General features: G+C 61.8%; 18 protein-coding genes. 10 read left to right on the forward strand and 8 right to left on the reverse strand.

The genetic code is table 11. The annotated features are described in order from the left end of the window. Positions 1-5 precede the first annotated feature (5 nt). Both AN936_RS18210 and AN936_RS18215 read right to left on the reverse strand, forming a co-directional pair. Complete coding sequence (locus tag AN936_RS18210; protein WP_084758516.1) at positions 6-1,685, reverse strand: recombinase family protein; 1,680 nt, start codon at positions 1,683-1,685, stop codon at positions 6-8. A 53-nt stretch (positions 1,686-1,738) separates the two neighbouring features. Beyond that, positions 1,739-3,526 (reverse strand): recombinase family protein, encoded by a 1,788-nt coding sequence (locus AN936_RS18215; RefSeq protein ID WP_234715627.1) that lies wholly within the window; start codon positions 3,524-3,526, stop codon positions 1,739-1,741. 240 nt (positions 3,527-3,766) lie between these two features. On the opposite strand from AN936_RS18215, the gene ftsH reads away from it, so the two are divergent. Both ftsH and AN936_RS24275 read left to right on the forward strand, forming a co-directional pair. Next, a complete protein-coding gene (gene ftsH, locus AN936_RS18220) occupies positions 3,767-5,710 on the forward strand; it encodes an ATP-dependent zinc metalloprotease FtsH (protein WP_054589321.1) in 1,944 nt (647 codons plus the stop codon). Positions 5,711-6,606: 896 nt separating this feature from the next. Continuing rightward, the gene (locus tag AN936_RS24275; protein ID WP_201782933.1) at positions 6,607-6,918 is read left to right on the forward strand and encodes a hypothetical protein; all 312 of its coding nucleotides are present in this window, start codon (positions 6,607-6,609) and stop codon (positions 6,916-6,918) included. Positions 6,919-6,942: 24 nt separating this feature from the next. On the opposite strand, the gene AN936_RS18230 is transcribed toward AN936_RS24275, so the two are convergent. Continuing rightward, a complete protein-coding gene (locus AN936_RS18230) occupies positions 6,943-7,146 on the reverse strand; it encodes a hypothetical protein (RefSeq protein WP_054589323.1) in 204 nt (67 codons plus the stop codon). 384 nt (positions 7,147-7,530) lie between these two features. Beyond that, entirely contained in the window at positions 7,531-8,142 is a 612-nt protein-coding gene (locus tag AN936_RS24800; RefSeq protein ID WP_158500116.1) for a hypothetical protein, read from the reverse strand. Between the two features lie 588 nt (positions 8,143-8,730). Between AN936_RS24800 and AN936_RS18235 the strand changes: the two genes are divergently transcribed. Next, a complete protein-coding gene (locus tag AN936_RS18235) occupies positions 8,731-9,267 on the forward strand; it encodes a hypothetical protein (protein WP_234715628.1) in 537 nt (178 codons plus the stop codon). 163 nt (positions 9,268-9,430) lie between these two features. On the opposite strand, the gene AN936_RS25800 is transcribed toward AN936_RS18235, so the two are convergent. After that, positions 9,431-9,556: a hypothetical protein gene (locus AN936_RS25800; protein ID WP_257719787.1), complete on the reverse strand. Its 126-nt coding sequence runs from the start codon at positions 9,554-9,556 to the stop codon at positions 9,431-9,433. A 352-nt stretch (positions 9,557-9,908) separates the two neighbouring features. Here AN936_RS25800 and AN936_RS18240 point away from each other — a divergent pair, with 352 nt between their 5' ends. The 5 genes from AN936_RS18240 to AN936_RS18260 all read left to right on the forward strand — a co-directional run bounded on the left by AN936_RS18240 (position 9,909) and on the right by AN936_RS18260 (position 12,297). Further along, a complete protein-coding gene (locus AN936_RS18240) occupies positions 9,909-10,448 on the forward strand; it encodes a helix-turn-helix domain-containing protein (RefSeq protein WP_149037715.1) in 540 nt (179 codons plus the stop codon). An 88-nt stretch (positions 10,449-10,536) separates the two neighbouring features. Next, entirely contained in the window at positions 10,537-10,851 is a 315-nt protein-coding gene (locus tag AN936_RS18245) for a hypothetical protein (protein ID WP_149037716.1), read from the forward strand. A gap of 38 nt (positions 10,852-10,889) precedes the next feature. Then, positions 10,890-11,387 carry a hypothetical protein gene (locus tag AN936_RS25135; protein ID WP_054589326.1) on the forward strand — a complete coding sequence of 166 codons (498 nt, stop codon included), beginning with the start codon at positions 10,890-10,892 and terminating at the stop codon, positions 11,385-11,387. After that, on the forward strand, positions 11,327-11,911 hold the full coding sequence (locus tag AN936_RS25140; protein ID WP_054589327.1) for a JAB domain-containing protein: 585 nt from the start codon (positions 11,327-11,329) through the stop codon (positions 11,909-11,911). Before AN936_RS25135 ends, AN936_RS25140 begins: the two co-directional genes overlap by 61 nt. Then, positions 11,911-12,297 (forward strand): hypothetical protein, encoded by a 387-nt coding sequence (locus tag AN936_RS18260; protein WP_054589328.1) that lies wholly within the window; start codon positions 11,911-11,913, stop codon positions 12,295-12,297. Before AN936_RS25140 ends, AN936_RS18260 begins: the two co-directional genes overlap by 1 nt. Positions 12,298-12,328: 31 nt before the next feature. Here AN936_RS18260 and AN936_RS18265 read toward each other — a convergent pair whose 3' ends face one another. Beyond that, positions 12,329-13,213, reverse strand: a complete 885-nt coding sequence (locus tag AN936_RS18265) for a PAS domain-containing protein (RefSeq protein WP_054589329.1) — start codon at positions 13,211-13,213, stop codon at positions 12,329-12,331. Between the two features lie 371 nt (positions 13,214-13,584). Here AN936_RS18265 and AN936_RS18270 point away from each other — a divergent pair, with 371 nt between their 5' ends. Together AN936_RS18270 and AN936_RS18275 are read left to right on the forward strand one after the other, a co-directional pair. After that, a complete protein-coding gene (locus AN936_RS18270; protein WP_054589330.1) occupies positions 13,585-16,122 on the forward strand; it encodes a TonB-dependent receptor in 2,538 nt (845 codons plus the stop codon). Positions 16,123-16,124: 2 nt separating this feature from the next. Further along, on the forward strand, positions 16,125-18,296 hold the full coding sequence (locus AN936_RS18275; RefSeq protein ID WP_054589331.1) for a prolyl oligopeptidase family serine peptidase: 2,172 nt from the start codon (positions 16,125-16,127) through the stop codon (positions 18,294-18,296). Here AN936_RS18275 and AN936_RS18280 read toward each other — a convergent pair. Next, a complete protein-coding gene (locus AN936_RS18280; protein ID WP_054589332.1) occupies positions 18,236-20,014 on the reverse strand; it encodes an asparagine synthase C-terminal domain-containing protein in 1,779 nt (592 codons plus the stop codon). The genes AN936_RS18275 and AN936_RS18280 overlap by 61 nt on opposite strands. Then, a complete protein-coding gene (locus AN936_RS25855) occupies positions 20,011-20,580 on the reverse strand; it encodes a lasso peptide biosynthesis B2 protein (protein ID WP_084758524.1) in 570 nt (189 codons plus the stop codon). Before AN936_RS25855 ends, AN936_RS18280 begins: the two co-directional genes overlap by 4 nt. Positions 20,581-20,640 lie beyond the last annotated feature (60 nt).

Consider the following 20,640-nt stretch of genomic DNA (forward strand, 5'->3'; position numbering starts at 1 on the left):
TCGGATTATGACCCCCGAACTTTCCTTCTGGATGTCTTCAATTCGTGCGGCATGGTAATGCGAAACCGGTCACGACGACCGCTGCCACTCTCGCGAAAGACGCTAAGTCTCTTTTCGAGCGTATCGCGGTCTCCCGTAAGCGCTGCGAGCAATCTCGACCTTGATCCAATTATCGCTATCTTTTCTTCGGTGACCTTGATCTCGTCGATCGCCAGTTTGGCGAAGCCGCGATATGGGACCGTGTGATCGAGCAAATCACTGCGCATCTGAAGTGCCATGCGCGCTAGATCATCGATGCCCATGACCCTACTCGGGAAGAGGTTCCGCTGTTGTCGGGCATGCTCTGCGGCGCGAAAATGTCCGTCGCGGGACGCTTGTAAGAAAGGGAGCTGTTTCCTGGCGGCAAGATCCTCACAGCTTCGCCTCCCATCCTCGATCGCGCCGAGGTGGCGCGCAATGTCGATGCCATCCTTTTCGGCAGCGGCGCGCAATTCACCAGCCTGCCGGTCGAACCTTTCAAACATCGCTTGATATCGAAGTAGCACGTCATCGAGAGTTTTGGCCAGAAACGCAGGTTGCAGCAGCCGTTCCTGGATGAAGTCTTTGATAAATCCGTCGAGACGCAACGCTGATAGTATCAGGCCGCTGCAGGCCGCAGCCCCATGGCGCGCACGAGCGGAGCAGACATAGGATTTATAGCCGCTGCCGCCCACGGCACCGTATAGCCTCGCCCCGCATTTTCCGCAGTAGACCAAACTTTTTAGCAGATACTGTGTGCGACGTCCCGGAACCCGCAGCGTAATACCCCCGCGACGATCCAGGAGCGCTTGGACAGCGTCAAATGTTTCATGATCGATAATGGGCGGCACGGCGGTACGGATAATCTCATCCTGCGCCCCCGCTTGCCCCGCCTGGCCGCGCGCATCATACACCAGCTCGCCAGTATAAAGACGCCGACGCAAGACGCGGTAGACCGCTGCAAGGCCCCAATATCCGCCGCCGGAGGCTGGAACCTTCCGATCATTCAAATAAGCGGCGATGCGCGCGACACCTAGCGGGCCGGTGCCTTCCCTGCCCAAGGAGAGACGGTAGATGAGCCTGATCGTGTCTGCATGAAGCGGGTCAATCTCGAGCCGCCTCTTGGATGCCAGACCTCGCTTCTCAACAACGACGGCACGATAGCCGACAGGCGGCACCGACCCATTCCAAAAGCCTTGCCGCGCATTCTCTCGTTGCGCCCTGCGCACATGCTTTCCGGTTTCCTTGGACTGATATTCATCGAAAAGCCCGATGATATGCCGCATCATCTCCGCCAACGGGTCATCACCTATCATCTGGGTGATGGATACGAGTTTTACGCCATTTTTCGCTAATGCACGAATATTGGCTTCAAGCTCAAACTGGTCGCGGAAAAAACGAGAGTAGCTGTGCACGATGATGAGGTCGAACGGTGCGGGAGTCCAACTCGCCATTTCCATCATTCGGCGAAACTGTGGTCTGCGGTCCGTCACAGCCGACGCACCGCGCTCTTCGAATATTTCGACCACATGATATCCCTTCAAGACGCAAAAGGCCTCGGCCTGCTTCTTCTGATCAGGGATAGACAGCCGTGGCTCCACTTGGCGGGCGGTGGAAACACGAACATAGATCGCGGCGCGAGACGCGAGCCCAGCAACTCTTTTCACACTTCGCCTTCTTTCACTAGGTTGATGGCCCGAACATGCAATCGTCTAGGGCTTCATTTCCCGATGGCTGAAGCAGCGCGCGCTTTGGATCGGGCGGTTGACGCAGTGGAGCGCGGCGTACCCGTGTCGCAGCCCTGCCCCGGGGCAGGTCTGCGGATGCGATATTGTGCACAATCACCTGTTTTGAGACCTCCGCGGGAGCGCCAATTAACGTCAGCAATCTCGGTTCCGGCGCCGAGATGGAAGATCACATCGGCAACTCGGGAATTGGCGCAGGTCAGCCTGATCTCCGCCGAAGAAACATCCACGCGCTGGACCAATATTTTGAGGAGATGCTTGAGAATGGCAGGATTTTCTCTCAATCGGATGAGCGCCTTGCGGCTCACGCTCGCGGCAAATTCCGGCTTCGAGCGCGCCGCAGCCATTCGATCATTCAGCTTAGCTAACGCTTCCATGGATCGGAGATGATCGGATCGCCATTCGCGCAAGGTGCCGATCCTGTCGATCACCGCGACATCATCCGAATTGATCGCGCCGGCTTCAATGGCATCGTAAATTCGACAAAGCCTCAGATGGGCGTCGGCCGATGCCGCTTCTCTCGCCCCAGCCTCACGAGCGAGCTCGGATTGGGATTGGGACGCGGTCTCGGCAGCAAAATATTTGACGATTGATTTCGGACCGAGCAGTTGTTGCCGGATGAATTTTTCCACCATGCCGTCCAATTCAGGCGCCGGTATCGTGCGAACGGGGCAGCGGCTGCCGTTGGGCAGCAGTTTCGCCAAGCAAGTGTAATATCGAAAACCGCGGCCTTTCGCTGGCCTGACGGTCATGACGCGGCCACAGCCAGCGCAATATACCGCGCCTTTAAGAAGAGGATAGGGTCCATAGGCTTTGCTGGGCGTCGCATCGAATGCATGCCGCCTGAGCCGCGATTGGACTGTTTCAAAATCCACCCGACTAACGAGGGGTGGCACGGGCACGATTATGACTTCGCTTTGGCGATTGAGCGAGCCCGATTTGCAGCGGCGATTGTATGTGTGCTCTCCCATATAGGTGCGACGGGTCAGCATCCGGTGAATCTGAGTGGTATGCCATCGCCCGCCGTGCGGAGTCGAAAGGCCCTGCCTGTTCAGATAGGCTGCGATTTTGTGTACGCCCATCGGACCTTCGGTGGAGCAACCCTTGAGAGCAAGGCGATAGACGAGCCGGACGAGATCGGCATATTCCGGATCAATGGCGAGCCGTTTCTTGAGCGTCGGGCCGCGCTGCTCGGCAGCGACAGTTCGGTAACCGACTGGAGGCGTGGATCCGCACCAGAAGCCTTGACGCGCATTTTCCTTCAGCGCGCGCATGACATGCTTGGCGTTCTCTCTCGATTGATATTCGTCGAATAGGGCGATTACCTTGCGCATCATGACCTGCGCCGGATCCGTACCGGTCTGCTGGGTCACCGACACCAGACTGACCCCGTTCTTCGCCAGCTTGCGGACATTAAGTTCGAATTCGAAATGGTCGCGAAAGAAGCGCGAGAAACTGTGCACGATGATCAGATCGAAAGGGCGGGTCGAGGCGAGCGCCGCTTCGATCATTCGGCGAAATTCCGGGCGGCGATCGGTCATCCCAGACGCGCCTTCCTCGATAAATGTCGCCGCGATGTCGTATCCGTTTGCCTGGCAATAAGCGATGCCATGACGATGCTGATCCGGGAGCGAAACTTGCTGGTCAGCCTGACGCTGCGTCGATACGCGCAAATAGAGCGCTGCCCGCGCGCGGGCTGATCCAGGTCGAAGTGGTTCTTCAGGGAGGTGCATAACCGGTTTGATGACCGAGGAAGGCAACACCCTAGTAATTTCTCGGAACGAATTGAGATGGGGCGATTGTGACAGCGCAAAAGCAGTTGGCGCTCGTGCCGCGCACCTACATCGAGCCGATCTCCGGAAAATCCCTGAGTCGGGGAAACGGTCCGGCAATGGGGCGAATGGCACCCCAGCCGAACGGCCTTGCGATTGCGATTCGGACCCGGCGCCTTATCTTGTCCGGGTAACGCCGTGCGCTCGCGCGGCGATTGGGAAAGATTCCGCATGCAGGACGACAAGGAACCGCAGGGCAACCCCTGGATGAAGAGCGTGATGATCTGGAGCGGCATCCTGCTGGCCATGCTCCTCGTCGCCTCGATGTTCGGCGGCGCTTCGCAGCCCGCAGGCAATCCGCTTGCCTATTCCGAGTTCCGCCAGAAGGTCGAGGAAGGCAGCGTCAAGGACGTCGTGCTGTCCGAAGACAAGGTGACCGGCACGCTGTCGAACGGCGACCGGTTCACCGCCAACGTCGTGCGCGATCCCGACCTTCTCAAGATGCTCAACGACAATGGCGTCAAATATGACGGCAAGCCGACCGAAGTTCCCAATTTCTGGATGTATCTGATCGTCCAGTCGCTGCCCTTCCTGCTGATTCTCGGCATCGCCTTCTTCGTCTTCCGCCAGGTGCAGAAGAACAACGGCTCGGGCGCGATGGGCTTCGGCAAATCGCGCGCCAAGATGCTCACCGAAAAGCAGGGCCGCGTGACCTTCGACGATGTCGCGGGCATCGACGAGGCGCGTGAGGAACTCGAAGAAATCGTCGAATTCCTGAAGGACCCGACCAAATTCTCGAAACTCGGCGGCCAGATCCCGAAGGGCGCATTGCTCGTCGGCTCGCCGGGTACCGGCAAGACGCTGCTCGCCCGCGCGATCGCGGGTGAAGCGGGCGTCCCCTTCTTCACCATTTCGGGTTCGGACTTCGTCGAAATGTTCGTCGGCGTGGGCGCATCGCGCGTCCGCGACATGTTCGAACAGGCTAAGCGCAATGCGCCATGCATCGTCTTCATCGACGAAATCGACGCCGTCGGCCGCCATCGCGGCGCGGGCCTCGGCAACGGCAACGACGAGCGCGAGCAGACGCTGAACCAGCTGCTCGTCGAAATGGACGGCTTCGAGGCGAACGAGGGCATCATCATCGTCGCCGCGACGAACCGCCCCGACGTGCTCGACCCCGCCCTCCTCCGTCCCGGCCGCTTCGACCGCCAGGTCGTCGTGCCGCGCCCCGACATCGAAGGCCGCCAGAAGATCCTCGAGGTCCACACGCGCAAGAAGCCGCTCGCGCCCGACGTCGACCTCCGCCGCATCGCGCGCGGCACCCCGGGCTTCTCGGGCGCCGATCTGGCTAATCTTTGCAACGAAGCGGCGCTGCTTGCGGCGCGCAAGGGCAAGCGCCTCATTGCCTCAAACGAATTCGAGGAAGCCAAGGACAAGGTCATGATGGGCGCCGAGCGCCGGTCGATGGTGATGACCGAGGACGAGAAGAAGGCGACCGCCTATCACGAGGCCGGCCACGCGCTCGTCTCGCTCCACGTCGAGCATAATGATCCGCTGCACAAGGTGACGATCATCCCGCGCGGCCGCGCGCTGGGCGTCACCTGGAACCTGCCCGAGCGCGACCGCTATTCGCAGAATATGAAGCAGATGAAGGCGCGTCTCGCGCTCTGCTTCGGCGGCCGCATCGCCGAGCAGCTTATCTACGGCAAGGACGAGCTCAACACCGGCGCGTCGAACGACATCCAGCAGGCGACCGACATGGCACGCGCCATGGTCATGGAATATGGCATGTCGGAAAAGCTCGGCTGGCTGCGCTATCGCGACAATCAGGATGAGGTCTTCCTCGGCCACAGCGTGTCGCGCGCCCAGAACATGTCCGAGGAAACCGCCAAGCTGATCGACGCCGAAGTCCGCCGCCTCGTCGAGGAAGGCGAAAAGGTCGCGCGCAAGGTGCTCACCGACAATATCGACGAACTGCACCTGCTCGCCGGCGCGCTGCTCGAATATGAGACGCTGTCGGGCGAGGAAGCGAAGCGTGCGATCAAGGGCGAGGATATCGGCCGTGAGGGCGATCACGACAAGTCGGGAGGCCCGGTATCGGGTCATGCCGGCGGCATGCCGCAGATCAAGCGCAAGCCGCGCCCGTTCGGCGACGCCAACCCGCAGGGTGCGTAGCCGACGAGAGTTTTCAAACATTGGCTCTCGTCCGGGGCAAAATCAACGGTGGGATGGACGACAATCGCGAACGGTACGGGTGCGCGCCCGGACGAGCGATCCGTGGCGGCGGTTACGGCCGCGCCAAAACGGCCCGTAACGCCGCCGTCTATTTTCCGGCCTACTGTGGCGTTCTTGCTTCGCTTGCGCTCCTACCTACAGCAGCCGCCCGCTTCTAAACTGGGTTCGACGAGAGCTGCGGGTGACGACAGCGTTCCCGACGGATTTCGCGCAAGCGTGGCGAATCGTCCTTTAGGCCTCAGGCCTTGGGTACAGGACTCAAAGCCGCCGTCCCGACAACCGGTCAATTGATCCATCATGACCCCGGAATGGGAAGGTAGCGGCATTTTGCCCCGGTTCTTTTCGCTATATCGGCGCTTAAACAGCAGCGCGCTTCGCGATCGGTAGCAATCTGGCTGTAAAAAATCGCCGCACACATGACCCGGCATGAAGGGAAATTCAGACCCATAGATAGCGGTAAAAGGCACTTGTCCGCAGCGGCCGCCAGGGCAGGCGGCATCGCAATTTCTCCATATCGGATGTAAATGACGCAGAAACCATGTTAGAAACCGGACATAAAAGATGCGTCGCTTTTGGGGAAAGGGCAAAGCATGGGGGAAGCTCTCGACACCGCTAACGCATCGAACGAAGAACTATACGCACGGGTCAGCCAAATCGAACAGCTCATACTTCGCATGATGGGCGACACCGCCAAGCCCGAAAGGCTTCCGGAAGACAGCCTTATCCCCGCACAACTTCCATTTGGCCCATCCTCTGCGCGGCTAGGCACGGGCACCCAAGCCGTGGAGCGCGCCGACGCTGCGCCGAGCGGATTTCCACTGGGCCGGGCGAAATTCGTGCGCCGCCTCATCCGTCACCGTCGCCGCCGTGAGCATCATTTTCCTGCAGATATCTTCGCCGATCCCGCTTGGGACATGATGCTCGATCTTTACGCTGCGCATTATGAACGCCGCGAAATCTCGGTTTCGAGCCTTTGCATCGCGGCGGCCGTGCCGGCAACGACGGCGCTGCGCTGGATCAAATTGATGGTCGATGAAGGCCGGTTCGTCCGCATTGCCGATCCTGATGACGGCCGGCGCATCATCGTAAGGCTCAGCGACGAGGCGCGATTGCAGCTTGACGAATATTTCGACGATTTCGACGACTGAGGCGGCGGGTGCCGGCAAACTGGCTCAGCTCAAGAAATAATTGCGCCGTAGCCGCTCGAACTCCTCTGCGCTCGGCGCTTCCCCCAGCAGCTGATTGAGTCGCTCTATCGCCGTGCTGAGATCGGTCGCGGTGCGTCCCTCCCCCAGCACCTCAAGACGGATCAGCTGCTCGACCAGCACATCGCGGATCGCACGCAGTTCCGTCACCCGATCGAAGTCATTTGCCATTGTGCCTCCGCCTCGTCAGCCGCCGGTCCGGTGCAGCCGATTGCTGGAGGCGGGGCGGGCGGCACATAGCAAACTAGCTGCGACGCGGAAACCTCTTCCGCACCGATATGGTTGCGAAGGTACAGGTCGGCATCACTACTCAAAGCTGCAAATTACCCACAATGATCGAAGCATGCCGTCAAGTCATTGCGCCGTCCCAGCCACCCGCACCCGCGGCAGTCCGTTCGTCGACGCCGCGCGGCGCCCACTCACCAGCTGCCACGCGAACGCGAACGCGCCGATGGCCAGATCCTACCGCTACGCAAATTAGCGAGCGTGGTAGGTTGAACCTGCCAGCCTCAAAAATGGAATCTGCGGAAGCGGGTATCAAGCGAGGAGCGCCACTCAGATCACGGGCTGCGGGCAGATCGGCCTGTCCAGCGGATAGTTTCCCAGACCAAACATCGCATTTCGTTGCAAAGTCAAATCATTGAGGTCAGCCGTCCAGTAGAGCTTTCCCGGCATATTCGTGTTGAAGCCACCTGACATGAACACTTGGCGAGAAATGGAGTTTGTGCTGCATTCGCCGATGAGGTTGGAGGAAATGCAGGGCATCAGGCATTGAACCGAGCGCAAAAAATCAGTGTACCGGGCGGCTTGTTGTGACCAGACAAATGTATCGTGTCCCTGAAAAACCGTCACATCTGTGGGAGCGCCATAGCGTTTCGCAAGGAATTGCCTAAAATCAGCGCGCTCGATTAAGGGGATTTCTTCCCATAGAACGATACGAGACACCCGCCTTTCGCCGTTCGCAAGCGCTGCATAAAAAAGTCCGACCTTGGTGTTTTGGGAAGGATGAATATAGTCCGCTTCCAGAACTTGTGCTTCACCAAGAATCCGTGCCGGAGTTTTGAATGGAGCGCGCCTCAAACCGTGTTTTTCTAATTCTGCTCGCGCATCTGCGAGCCGCATCGAAATTCGGGCTCCAAAAATCGAAACGTCACGAAGCTTAGACATGGAATAACCGGGACCTTGAGCATCACTAGCCTTCGTGGGCAGTACCAACGGCGTGGAGCCAGCGACAGGCCCGTCTCCTATCGAGACTGGCACAGCCAAGTCGCGCTTATCCCCAGTCTGAGCGAGCGAAGGCTGAACCATCAGTAGAATTGCTGATGCCGTCGAGTTCAAGGTCGTTCGCATATTTCCGCCTTTTCTTGTCGAGGCATTGCTAGACCCGAAGGGTTAAGTGCGAATAAAAATGGCCGTTTGGAGACCAGCCGGTTCTGGCGGTAAATCCTGAAAAGCAGCCCTTGGATCACAGTTCGGGCAGACCGCAATCAATCGGTTGTAGGTCGTTGCATCGGCCTCGCTCGCCTACGCGTAGTTATGAACTGCTTACGCGCCATCTGCCCGGCGCGCCTCCACCGCATTTCCGCGGCAGCCCAATCCGAGCCATTTGCGGGTATCGAGGTTTCGCGAACGTTGCGATCCGCTTTACGACCTGTGTGCAAGGACCGACGGAAATTGCTCCTGTTACGCGATGTGGCCGACATACACAGCGCGTCGAAACTGGGCATTTACGGATTAGCGTCTAACGTCGGGATCATGATGCACGGCCCGACAGATATGTGGAATGACGACAACGCCATCTACGACGATGGTGAGTGGATCACATGGACGGAAATCAATTCGCATCTTGAACGGCTCGAGTTCCAAGCGCGCTTCCCGAACCTTGACGTCGATCTGGTACCGATCTTCCAACGCCTGCTCAAAGCTGCTGCGGATTATCATGAACTCACCGGGCGCCATCTGCAGGTCTATGGTGACATTGGCGAACTTTATGGCGCGATCACCTATGGCATAAAGCCGCACCGGATATACGCGCAGGGCTCCGACGGCAAACTCGGGAATGACTTTGTCGAGGTGAAGACGATCACACCGTTCAAGACGACGGAGACCGTAACGCTCAACCTTAAGGGCAATTTCAGCAAGGTGCTGATCGTGAAGATCGACGCCAATTTCGAGGTCGAAGGCAAGCTTATTGATCGCAAAGCGCTGCCCAAGACAAACCGCGATATGCTGTGCCTCGAGTGGGCGGACTTTCCATCCTCGCCGCACCAAGCGCCGGCCGCGCGATCCTGATCTCATTCACAGAACGGCGCTCCATCCAGCAGACGAACGACCAGCCGCATCGACCAAAATCGAGGGAAAAAGGTCGATTGCATCAAACCGGAAATAAACGCCCTCGCCGCCCGGTTGCCCGTCACCGATAGCTGCCCATCATCTTCATCCGCGCGCCTCGCTGTCAAAACAGCGGCCGAACGATGCCCCACAGCCCGATCAGGACATGGCTGCCGACGATGAGGAAAGCGAACCACAATTCGATGGTGAACGCGAGCTTGCGCCATTTGCCCTGTTTGTCGCCTCTCATGCCAGGAATATGCCAGCTTCGAGTCGTGCAGAAAAGCCGGATGGCGAAAAGATTCGAGGCTGCTGACCGTAGGCGGCAAACGAACCGGATGCGGACCTAAATCATGAAAGCCCGATCCGCAGCGATCACCTCCATATTGGCAGCATATTGATGCCAAAACAGCGCAATTCGGCAGACCGAGCAGTCTCGCGACGCAAAGCTTCCACCGATAACCCAGAAAATGCATTGAAATTTGCGTCACGGTGCCCGCGAATCCTTTCGCGTAGCGCGTGCCGTCGAGCCTTTGGACGATGAGCAACAGAAAAAAAAGCCTTTTTGCCGCAACGACACTTATGGTTAATTGACCCTTGCGATGCAGACGGACCAAGACTCGAAACCGAACGCCGGTGAATTCGAATTGCTGACCGCAAAGCAGACTGCCGTGTTACATTTGTTGGCTCAGGGCCGAACGAGCAAGGAGATTGCGGGGCTTCTCGACACGGGCGAGTCAGCTGTCAACCGCCATATCGAGATTATGAGATCGCGTCTGGGTGGGATAACTCGCCTCGAGCTCGCCCGACGTTACCGTAACGCATGTCCGGATGCCCCGTCCGTGTTACGTGTAGATTCTTCTCAGCAAAAAATTGATCTCGTCGCGCCGCCGCCAACCGACGAAAGACCGGATCGGGACGACGCCGAAGCCGACCTCCTCTTTCAGGACTCGCTCACGATGAAAATCGAAGCGCCCTGGGCGGGACAGGAAGAACCGGTGGTCGTCCCCAGGGTGCTCGACGGCGCAAATGCCACGCTCACCCGTGGTGCGGCGATTACGATCATGGTGACATCGATCCTCGCCAGCCTGGTGCTCGCTATCACGGCGGCCTGGGCGATCACGGAAGCGCTTGGCGGCTAGCCGCCCTGTCCACGAGTGATGATGGGCCGGCGATCAGGAGCAATCGGGGTCCGGGGGGTTTGCCATGAATATTCCTGTTCCTGCCTATATGGCGCGCATCCGTAGTCAGATCCGCGACGCCGAAGCGAAAGCCGACGAAAGCCTGCTAGCAAAACTCACGGTCATGAGCGCGATCCTCCGGGCTCGGCAGGCGGAAGACCTGCCGGCACCGCATGTCGGCCAAGAGGCGATTATCCGCCTCGGGCGCGCCATCCAGTCGGATATCAGCGGCGCGAACGACGTTTTCCGATCGCACAATGCGCTCGTCGACGACAAGACGCTGATCACCGGTATGCCGGGGCATGACGATACCCAGCGGTTCAGCCCCACGACGGGAGAAGGCGGCCGCCAGGCCACAGCCTGACGGTTGACGATGCTGCCGCGCCGGTCCAGTCCGGCGGGGTGAGCATCTTATGGTCCTTCAATTTCATTTGGGTCCTCGCCCTTTGCGCAGCAGCGCTGCGCTGGGGCGCGGCTCCCGAGCGGATTTGCGCGGCGACGCTTCTCGGGATGACCGTCGGCGACCGTCTCTATCATATCCTCGTCGGGCGGAACACGATCTACGGTTCGGTCGATATCGGCCACCTGATCATCGATCTTCTCGTCGCGGCGATCTTCACCGGCGTCGCGCTCCGGGCGAACAGGATCTATCCGCTATGGCTCTCGGCATTTCAGCTCGTCTCGGTCGCCTCGCATTTCGCCCGCGAAGCGAGCGGCAAGATGTCGGTTATCGCTTATGTCCTGTTGAATTACGCGCCCTATTACTGCATCCTGCTGATCCTTACCGGCGGGATCTGGGCGCATGCGACCCGGACGAAGCGTTACGGGGCCTACCGGCCGTGGCGCGCCTCCTCGAACCCTTCGCGGGCAACCGAGCCGAGGCGGCGGCCGGCCAGCTGATCGCACATTTCGGAAGTCTCGGCCGCGCGATCGCAGCGCCCCGCGAACAGCTCGACCTCGCCCTCGGGGGGAATAGCGACCTCGTCCACGTCATCACCGCAGCTCGCGCCCTCGTCACCGGCGGGTTACTCGAGCAGATAAGTCGCACACCGGTTTCTGTCGGCGATCCCGCATTCGGCGCCTATCTGCGCGCGCGTATCGGAAAATCTCCCACCGAATGCCTGCACGCCACCTTCGTGACCTATGACTGGCGGTATCTTGGCGACGAAATATTGGCGGAAGGAACGAGCCGGCATGTCGAGGCCGATCTGCGGCGCCTGCTGAGCCGCGCCTTTGATCTTGCCGCGCAGGGCGTGATCCTTGCCCACAATCATCCATCGGGGTCCGCAGAGCCGAGCGCGGAGGATATCGTGTTGACCCTCCGCATTTCATCGATCGTCGGCTCGGTCGGCGTGAAGCTGCTCGATCATCTGGTGATCGGTGCCAACGAGATCGCCAGCATGCGGGAAAGGGGGCTGCTGTGATGCAGGAGAAGGAAGCCTTTGCCGCGATTGCGCAAAGCGAGTTTCACAGTCGCCGGCGCCGCAACAGCCTCATCCGCCATGACCTCTTCGCGGAGCCGGCCTGGGACATTCTGCTTCTGCTTTACATTGCCCACCACCGCGATCAGACGATGGAGGTCGGGCGTCTCTGCACGGCGGTTTCGGTCGCGCCAACCACTGCACTTCGCTGGATCGGACAACTCCTCGACCGCGGGCTCGCTAAGCATCTCGCTCCCGACTCCGCGCAAGGTGACGTGCATATCCTCCTCAGCCCCTGCGGCATCGAAGAGATGGAGCGCTATTTGCGCGATTTCCTGCACCGGGAACGGCTCGGTGACGATCTGGACCGCTACTTCCGCGAGCCCTGAAGATAGCGGCGCGCCGAAGCAGCACGGCTGGTCAGCGGCGCGTCACCAAGATGGCAGCGCCTTCGCTCCCGTAGGTGCCGCGGCGTTCGACGATCGACAGCGTCACAGGAACAGGCAAACCTTCGCGCGAAAGCAGTTCCGACGCCTGTCGTAACGGCGCTCCGGTGCGAAAGAGTGTTCCGATAGCCTCGGCGAACTGATTGCGTGCGGCGAGTGGAAGCAGGGCTGAAAAACGCACGCGGCGTATCGCTTGCTCATTGGCCCCGATCATCTCCGCCAGCGCGGGATTGGCATATTCAATCGTCTCTCGAACCGAAAGCAACGCGTGTCCGATACCGCCATCGATGTCGAGGGCACGGATTACCGCATGCTGCGCATCTGCAGCTTCACGCGCCAGAATCGTTTCGCTGATATCGCGCAGGACGATAGCACCGCCCACCGGCAAGGGGATCAGGTCGGCGCGGAGCCACTGACCAGGACGCAGCAAAGACGGCAACTCTCCCGTAAAGCGCTCGCGATGATCGATCATCCTCAGGATATGAGGAAAAAGGACGCTTGTCTCGAGCGTCGGCAGAGCCGCCACCAGTGGCCGCCCGACGAGACTGCTCGCTGCGATTTCGAACATGTCACTTGCCGCGGGATTGAGCGCAGCGATGCGTTGCTCGCGATCAATCAGTATCACGCAGTCGCGGACAGATTCCATAAGTAGTATCTGCGACTCTTGGAGACGTCCGTTTCCGGACTGGCAACCATCGCTGCCAAGTCGGCGATAGTCGTCGAGCGATATCAGCACATGCGCATCTTTGCCATGATGCGTCACGACCACAGGCCTGCGCGCCGATTGGAGGCGCCAGCTTGCGAAGCCGCGAATGAAGTCTGCCGCCGACACTCGGTCGGGAATCTGCCCGTGCCTCATTATCCCTCCACACGTCCAGTTCCACGGTACTAGGCCGGAAAACAAGTGCCAGATACTATTGCATCCATCCTGTTGTCGAATTGGACCAATCGTTCCGTCGCCAATGCTGCATTCTCCGCTCTGCCATTGGCTTCCGGATTTGCAGTCTGGGCTGAACATCGCTTGATCGCGCTCACAAAATGTTGCGGATATGTGCTGTCACACTGAGGCGCCCTGTTACGCTTCTCGACCAGGCAACCGAAAGTCGGCCCTCCCCTGGCCCATCTGCAGCGAAAAAATCTTCGAAGCTCACTAGGGTTTCCGCTCTCTCGCCGTCTTTCCCCTTTGCCGGCCGTGCAACCCGCGCACGGCCCAACGATGAAGGGGGAAATATGTCCGGAAAATCTCAGTCGCTCGCGGCGCTGATGGCGGGCGCCGCGATGGCGCTGACGCCGGGGACGGCACACGCATTCCAGCAAGAGCAGCAAAGCTTCAACCTGCCGCGGCAGGATCTCGGCGATGCGCTACGTAGCGTCGCCGCCCAGGCGGGGATCGAACTCTATGTCTCGGCCCGCGATCTCGAGGGTCGCACGTCATCGTCGCTTGTCGGGAGAATGACTGCACGCGAAGCCATCGACGGGCTAATTCGCGGAACCGGCCTCGTAGCGCGTTACGAAAAGGGCGCGGTCATTATCGCAGGGCGATCCGCGGCCGAAACGCCGGACGAGACTCCTCCCGAGGAGATCATCGTGACCGGCACGCGGATCGCGGGCGCGCCCGCGGCGGTGCCAGTCACCCGCGTCTCGGCCGAGGACATCCGGAACGGCGGACAGACCGATCTTGGCGAGGTTGCGCGCAGCCTTCCGCAGAACTTCGGCGGCGGCCAGAATCCCGGCATCGGCAACAGCCAGGGCGCTCCCAACGAGAATGCCAATGCTAATGGAGCGTCGACCTTCAATCTGCGCGGCATCGGCTCCAACGCGACGCTGACCCTGCTCAACGGCAATCGTTTCGCCTACACCGGCGTCTCCTCGGTCATCGACGTGAGCGCGATCCCGGTGTCGGCGGTCGAGCGAATCGAGATCGTCGCCGACGGCGCCTCGGCAATCTACGGCGCCGATGCAGTCGCGGGTGTCGTCAATATCCTGCTAAAACGCGACTATGATGGTCTGTCGGCGATGGCGCGCGTCGGCGGCTCGACCGACGGCGGCAATGTCCAGCAACAATATGGCCTGCTCGGCGGCAAGAGCTGGGCGTCGGGCGGCCTGCTCGCCGCCTATGACTATAGCCGCTCCACCGCGACCAAGGCCGGAGATCGCGATTATGCCGTTGCCGCCAATCCCGACACGACGCTCTTCCCGGCGATCTCGCGCCACTCGCTGCTGGTGAGCGGCCATCAGGCCATCGGACCCGACGTTACCCTTGCCGCCGATCTTCTCTATAAGAAGAGCCGGCTGCGCTCGGCGACGGGTTACAGCCTCACAATCCCGCCCGACGAGTTCGGGCTCGACAATCTCAGCACGTCCGAGATTTTCGGGATCGCGCCGAGCCTGACCGCCGAACTCGGCGGCGACTGGCGCTTCAAGGCGAGCGGCTTCTTCGGCACCGACCGCACGGGCGGTTTCACCGATCTCTATTTCGGCGGCGACCTTCTGCAGCGCACTGACAAGCATTTCTTCAACCGCAACCTCGCGCTCGAAGCGGGCTTTCAGGGACCGCTGTTCGAACTTCCGGCGGGCGACATCCGAATCGCCTTCGGCGGCGGCGCGCGGCGCAATCATTTCTTCGCCACGTCGCCGACCGGCGACGTCGAGCGGCGGCGCGACAATATCTTCGCTTATGGCGAACTCCTCGTTCCCCTTACCTCCCCCTCACAGGACATCGCCGGACTGCACCGCCTGGCGCTGACCGGCGCGCTGCGTTTCGAGGATTATTCGGACGCCGAGAGCATCCTCACCCCGAAACTCGGGATGGTCTGGGAGCCTGTCGAGATGCTGCGTCTCGGCGCATCCTGGGGCCGCTCGTTCAAGATGCCGACGCTCTATCAGCAATATAGCGGCTATTCGGCGGTGCTCGCACGCGCTGCACGCTACGGCAGCGGTTATCCGGCAAGCGCTGATATCGTATTCGCTGCCGGCCCCGACAGCCGGATCGGGCCCGAGCGGTCAAAGAACCTGACCCTGAGCGCCATTCTCACGCCCGCGCGCGGCCTCGAACTGACCGCCGCCTGGTACCGGATCGATTACCGGGACCGGGTCGCGACACCGATCCCGTCGCTGTTCGGCGTGCTCGACAATCCCCTCTACGCCGATCTCGTGACATTGAGCCCCGGCGCCGCTGACCTCGAGGCGATTATCGACGGCGCCCTCCTCGGGCTCGAGAATGGCGCGGGACGTCCCTACAATCCCGCCAATGTCGTCGCATTCATCGACGCGCGCGATCGCAATATCGCGCGTCAGCGCTACTCGGGGGTCGACCTCGCGATGCGCTACAACATCAATCTCGCGAGCGGCAAGGAGCTGACGCTTTCGGCTGCGGGGAGCTTCCTCAAAAGCCGCCAGCAATTGCTTCCCGGAGCCGCGTGGACGCGTCTTGCCGGCACGCTCTTTCATCCGGCGCACTTTCGCGGGCGCGCGGGCGTGACCTACGGCAGCGAGCGCTTCTCGCTGTCGGGCTTCTTCAATCATATGAGCGGGCTCGACGACGACCGGCAGGCGGTACCAGTGCGGATCCCCGCCTACACCACGGTCGACCTGACGGCCCGGGCGCGGATCGGGTCGGGCACCGAAATCTCGTTCGCTACGCTCAACCTCTTCGACAGAAAACCGGCTGCGATCTCGACCGCGCTGCCCGCCGACACACCGTTCGACACGACCAATTATTCGGCGGCAGGACGCTTCGTCGGCATCACCGTCCGGCAGGAGTGGTGATAATGGCGAGGCCTATTCTCCTCGCCGGCGCGGCACTGATTTCTGGCGTGATGCTGACATCCCAAGCGCTCGGCAGCGAGCCAGAGCGCGTGTGGACGCTCGACGATCAACTGTCCATCCCCGAGGTTCGCGCGATCGCGATCGCCGCCAACGGCAAGAGCGCCGCCTATGTCGTGCGCATTGCCGACCGTGAGAGCGACCGCACCGATGCGATCCTGCGGCAGGTCGATCTGGCGAGCGGGGCGACGCGCGACCTGCTTCGGGCGCGATGGATCGACCAGCTCAGCCGTATTCCCGGCACAGCGGACTGGAGCGCGCGGATCGACAAGGGCGACGGCGTGCAGCTCTACCGGATCGAGCCGACAGGCACGGTGATGCCGCTCGTCGTTCACCCGGCAAGGGCGATCTTCGGCGACAGCGAAGGCGCCGTCTTTCCCGGCTATGGGCATGCGCCGCTCCCGACCGGCGTCCGCGCGCATAGCTGGTCGCCGGACGGGAAGCGCCTCTTCTACGTCACCGTCGATGCCGCGCCGCCCACCAAGTCCGTCCGCTACGACAGCGACGTGACCGCCGAACGCGCGCGGCGGCGATCGCCGGGTCAGGCAACCGCATCGATCTATCTGCGCGAACCGGACGGGACAGATCTCTTGCTCGGGATGCGTCCGCAGAGCGATCTCACCACCTTCTTCGACCGGAACCATGTGCGCTGGGAGAAGGACGAAGTCCGATATGATGTCATGGAGGCAGGTGCCGACGGCCAGCAGAAGGTCGTCACCATGGCCTGGGGCTTCGCCGACCGAAAGGCCCGCCTGCTCGATCCCAAGGTCGAACGCGTCTATTGGCTGCTCGCCGGACCGAACGGCGGCAAGCTTTCTTCGCAAGGCAATGGCGATACGCGCGAGCTCGTCGAGACGCTGCCCGGCGACAAAACGCGAAGCTACGGAAATTTTGCCTTCGCGGTCGGCGATGGACGCGCGGTCGGCGGCTTCCGCTCGCGGGACGGCAAGCGCGCGATCACCGGCACCCGGACGATCGATGCCCCCCGCTTCGGCCTCGCGGTGGTGGAGAATGGGGCCGTGCGCAAGATCGGAGGCGAGCAAAGCCTGAACCTCTGCGATTTCGGGCCGACGCTTGAACATGGCGCATGCATCGCGCAAGGCCAGGCCGCACCGCCCGCGGTCGTCGCGGTCGATGTGAGCAGCGGCAAGATTAGGCGGGTCGCATCCGCGTCGCCGGCCCATGAGGCGATCACGCCGCTGACGATCGAGCCACGCACTTGGACCAACCGGCACGGCTACAAGGCGACCGGCTATATCGTCTGGCCGCGCGGATATGAGAAAGGCCAGCGCTATCCGGCAATTGTTGTGACCCACGGCACCGATGCCGACGATCGCTTCGCCAATCGCGAGAACCAATGGGAATATCCGGTCCAGCTCTTCGCGGAACGGGGATATGTCGTGCTGCTCGTCAATGATCCCAGCTCGCGGCAAAATGCGGAAATCAGCGCGGCCTATGATGCGTGGATCAACGAAACCCGCGATCTGCCGCCCGAGACGCTTCAGCAACTGATCTGGCTCAATGGCGTCGCGAGCTATGAGGATGCGGTGAAGGAACTGGTCGACGCAGGCGTCATCGATGCCGCGCGCGTTGGGATCGCGGGTTACAGCCGCGGCTCGCAGATGGTCAATGTGACGATGACGAACTCGCATGTCTTCCGGGCGGCTTCGAGCGGTGACGGCGGCTATCTGGAGCCGGCCTTCTATGCCGACATCGCGGGATCCTATGACGCGGTGTTCGGGGGACCGCCGACCGATCCCGCAGCTCTCGTGTATTATCGCCGCCTCTCGCCATCGCTACGTGCGAGCGAGGTGTGCGGCGCCATCCTGCAGCAGGTCGCCGCGCCCTACGTGCCGTCGATCGACCTCTATACCGCACTCCGCAAGGCCGGCGTGCCGACGCAGCTCAGCCTCTATCCCGGCGAGGATAGCGCCTCCGACGAGACGCATATCTTCCACATCCCCTCGAACCGGATCGGCGCGATGCAGGAGAATATCGCCTGGTTCGACTATTGGCTGCTCGGCAAACTTGACCCCGGATCACCCGTCGCCGAGCGCTACGCATTCTGGGACAAGATGCGCGCGGCATCGCCGCGCTGCGACGGTCCGGACGGATAGCCCGCCTCCTCCCACCAGCGGACCCAAGCCTCGGCCGCCGCGAAGGTCAGTATCCGGTGATCGCGGCCGTCATCCCGCCATGCTCCCTCGCCCGCGCGCGCCAGCGATTCGGGATCGATCAGCCCCGCCTCGACGAGCCGCCCGCCGCGCAGCATCGCGATGGCCGTCTCGCCCTGCGCGACGAACACGCGCCGGATGAAGCCGCTCGGACTGCCCTTCGTGCGGCGTTCGAGAATGAGGTCGGGGAGCAAGCCTTCGAAGGCCTTGCGCGCGACCGCACGATCGCGGCCGCCGCGCACCCAATACCAGGTCGGGATCGACAGGCAGAGTTCGACAATCGGCTGCGACAATAAAGGCGAGATCTGTGGCGGCGCCGCGCTGCGCGGATAGAGTTCGATGCTTTTCTGCGCGCGGGCAAGCATCGCGACATGCGCCGCCTTGCCCGGCAGCGTTCCCGGCGGCGCCGTGAGCCAGGGATGGCGATCGCTCTCGTCCATCGCTGCCGCGCGTCCGACGGGGCCAAGGCCACTCAGGTCGCGACGGGCACGATGCCCCGCCCTCCTTCGGCGGACACGCTCCCAGCCTTTCGCCGCCACGGCGACCATTCCCGATCCGGTGAGGTCCGCAAGGTCGCGCGCGGTTTGCAGAAGGCCGGGCCGGAGACTGCGGGTGAGGAAGCGATCAGCGAGCGGAACTGCACTACGCAGACCACAGAAGATATTGTCGCCGCCATTGCCCGAGAAATAGGCATCGACCGGGCCGTCCAGCCTCGCGTGCTCCGCCTCGATCGCGTGAAAGAAATGCAGCGCGAAGGGCAACGGCAGATGCGGGAGCACCGGCTGCGTAACATCGACGGCGGCGATTTCATAGACTGGCGCATCGAGCCGTACACCGAGTTTGCCGACAAGCGCCTCGGCATAGCGCCGTTCGTCGCCGTCGGTTCCGGGCTCGACCATCGACAGGCATCTAAGGCCCGGCGTGCGCGGGCCGAGCGCGGCGGCGACGATCGAACTGTCGAGCCCGCCCGATACGCCGACCAGAATCTTGTCGAAGCAGGTCGACCAAGCGCCGATGCTGTCCTTAAGCGTGACGCGCAGTGCGGCGGCCACTGTATCGAAATTCGATCCGGCAGGGGGCCCTACATGATCCCATGGGGACCAGGCCTGTTCGATACGACTTCCCGACGACGTAACGATCAGACGCTCGCCGGGGAAGAGTTCCTCGATCCCGGCGATACCCGTCTGGCGTCCGATCACGTCGATGCCAGCGAACATCCGTGCGAGCGCGGCATAGTCAACCGCGACGGCACCCGGCTTGGCAAGCGCCGTCATGTCGCTCGCGAGCGCGATGCCCGCAGCGCCGCGCCGCATATAGCAAGGCATCATCCCGGAAGGGTCGCGCAAGACCGAGAGTCCGCCATCCTCACCGATGAACAGCGCCACATATCCGCCCCAATAATCGGCAAGCAGTGCGTCGCCGTTCGTATCCAATATGCTCTGCCGCTCGGCGGGAGGGAGCTCGGTAACGCGCGTCGTGGGGACGTCCCGCCGAAACAGCGCCCCGACAATAAAGCCCCTCTCGCCAAGGTCGATCCGGGGGGCATCGCTCCATAGCCTCGCGGCGCGCACCTCATATGCCGATGAACCGGGTTCGGCATGATGGTCGGTGTGCGCCGCGAGGCCGGACGGCGCGATATCGAGGCGGAAGGCTAACCTCATCGCACCGTCAGCAAGGGCGTAAAATTGACGACCCGGTCGAGCGGGTCGCTGAGCACGGTCGTGCCCGACTGGAGCCAGCAATGGGCCGTGAAGGGAAGCATTACCCCGACCACGAGATCGGCGGCGAGACCCCGGCGCGCCAGCATGGCGCGCATAGCAAGGCCACGCGCGAGGCATTGGTCGGTTGCGTCGCGGTAGCGCGATACGCGCTCGATCGCTGCTGCGATGGGGCGGCACCGGTCGGGATCGGCGGCCGAGCCGGGAACGACTGAGGCTTCGAGAAGCGCGCCGAGCGAATGATGGGCGAGACGTCGGCGGGCGCGGGATTGCCCCGCGATCGCTTCGAGGAGCAGCCACGGCCGCGGCGTCCCCAGACGTCGGTCATGCAGACTGGCGACCGGCGATGGCGCGCTGGCGCGCCCCGCCTGCGAGGCGCCAGGTTCGATCAGCCCCTGCTCAAGGAGCCAGGCCAGATCATGCGCGCTCGCTGTGCCTTCGGCAAAGGCCGTAAGGCACGCCGCTCCCGCCCCTTCAAGGAGAAAGTAGCGGCTTGCCGTGAGGATCAGCGTGCAATAGGCACCCCCTTCGTGGGGTGATCGGCGTGCAAAAAGGACCCCTTCATCCCG

It is taken from the genome of Sphingopyxis macrogoltabida (genome assembly GCF_001307295.1).
In the GTDB taxonomy this organism is placed as follows: Bacteria; Pseudomonadota; Alphaproteobacteria; order Sphingomonadales; family Sphingomonadaceae; genus Sphingopyxis; species Sphingopyxis macrogoltabida_B.

Coding starts and splice junctions, on each gene's coding strand:
- ftsH (WP_054589321.1), top strand. CDS start 3,767: ATGCAGGACGACAAGGAACCGCAGGGCAACCCCTGGATGAAGAGCGTG.
- AN936_RS18230 (WP_054589323.1), bottom strand. CDS start 7,146: ATGGCAAATGACTTCGATCGGGTGACGGAACTGCGTGCGATCCGCGAT.
- AN936_RS24800 (WP_158500116.1), bottom strand. CDS start 8,142: ATGTCTAAGCTTCGTGACGTTTCGATTTTTGGAGCCCGAATTTCGATG.
- AN936_RS18235 (WP_234715628.1), top strand. CDS start 8,731: ATGATGCACGGCCCGACAGATATGTGGAATGACGACAACGCCATCTAC.
- AN936_RS25800 (WP_257719787.1), bottom strand. CDS start 9,556: ATGAGAGGCGACAAACAGGGCAAATGGCGCAAGCTCGCGTTCACCATC.
- AN936_RS18240 (WP_149037715.1), top strand. CDS start 9,909: ATGCAGACGGACCAAGACTCGAAACCGAACGCCGGTGAATTCGAATTG.
- AN936_RS18245 (WP_149037716.1), top strand. CDS start 10,537: ATGGCGCGCATCCGTAGTCAGATCCGCGACGCCGAAGCGAAAGCCGAC.
- AN936_RS18260 (WP_054589328.1), top strand. CDS start 11,911: ATGCAGGAGAAGGAAGCCTTTGCCGCGATTGCGCAAAGCGAGTTTCAC.
- AN936_RS18265 (WP_054589329.1), bottom strand. CDS start 13,213: ATGAGGCACGGGCAGATTCCCGACCGAGTGTCGGCGGCAGACTTCATT.
- AN936_RS18270 (WP_054589330.1), top strand. CDS start 13,585: ATGTCCGGAAAATCTCAGTCGCTCGCGGCGCTGATGGCGGGCGCCGCG.
- AN936_RS18275 (WP_054589331.1), top strand. CDS start 16,125: ATGGCGAGGCCTATTCTCCTCGCCGGCGCGGCACTGATTTCTGGCGTG.
- AN936_RS18280 (WP_054589332.1), bottom strand. CDS start 20,014: ATGAGGTTAGCCTTCCGCCTCGATATCGCGCCGTCCGGCCTCGCGGCG.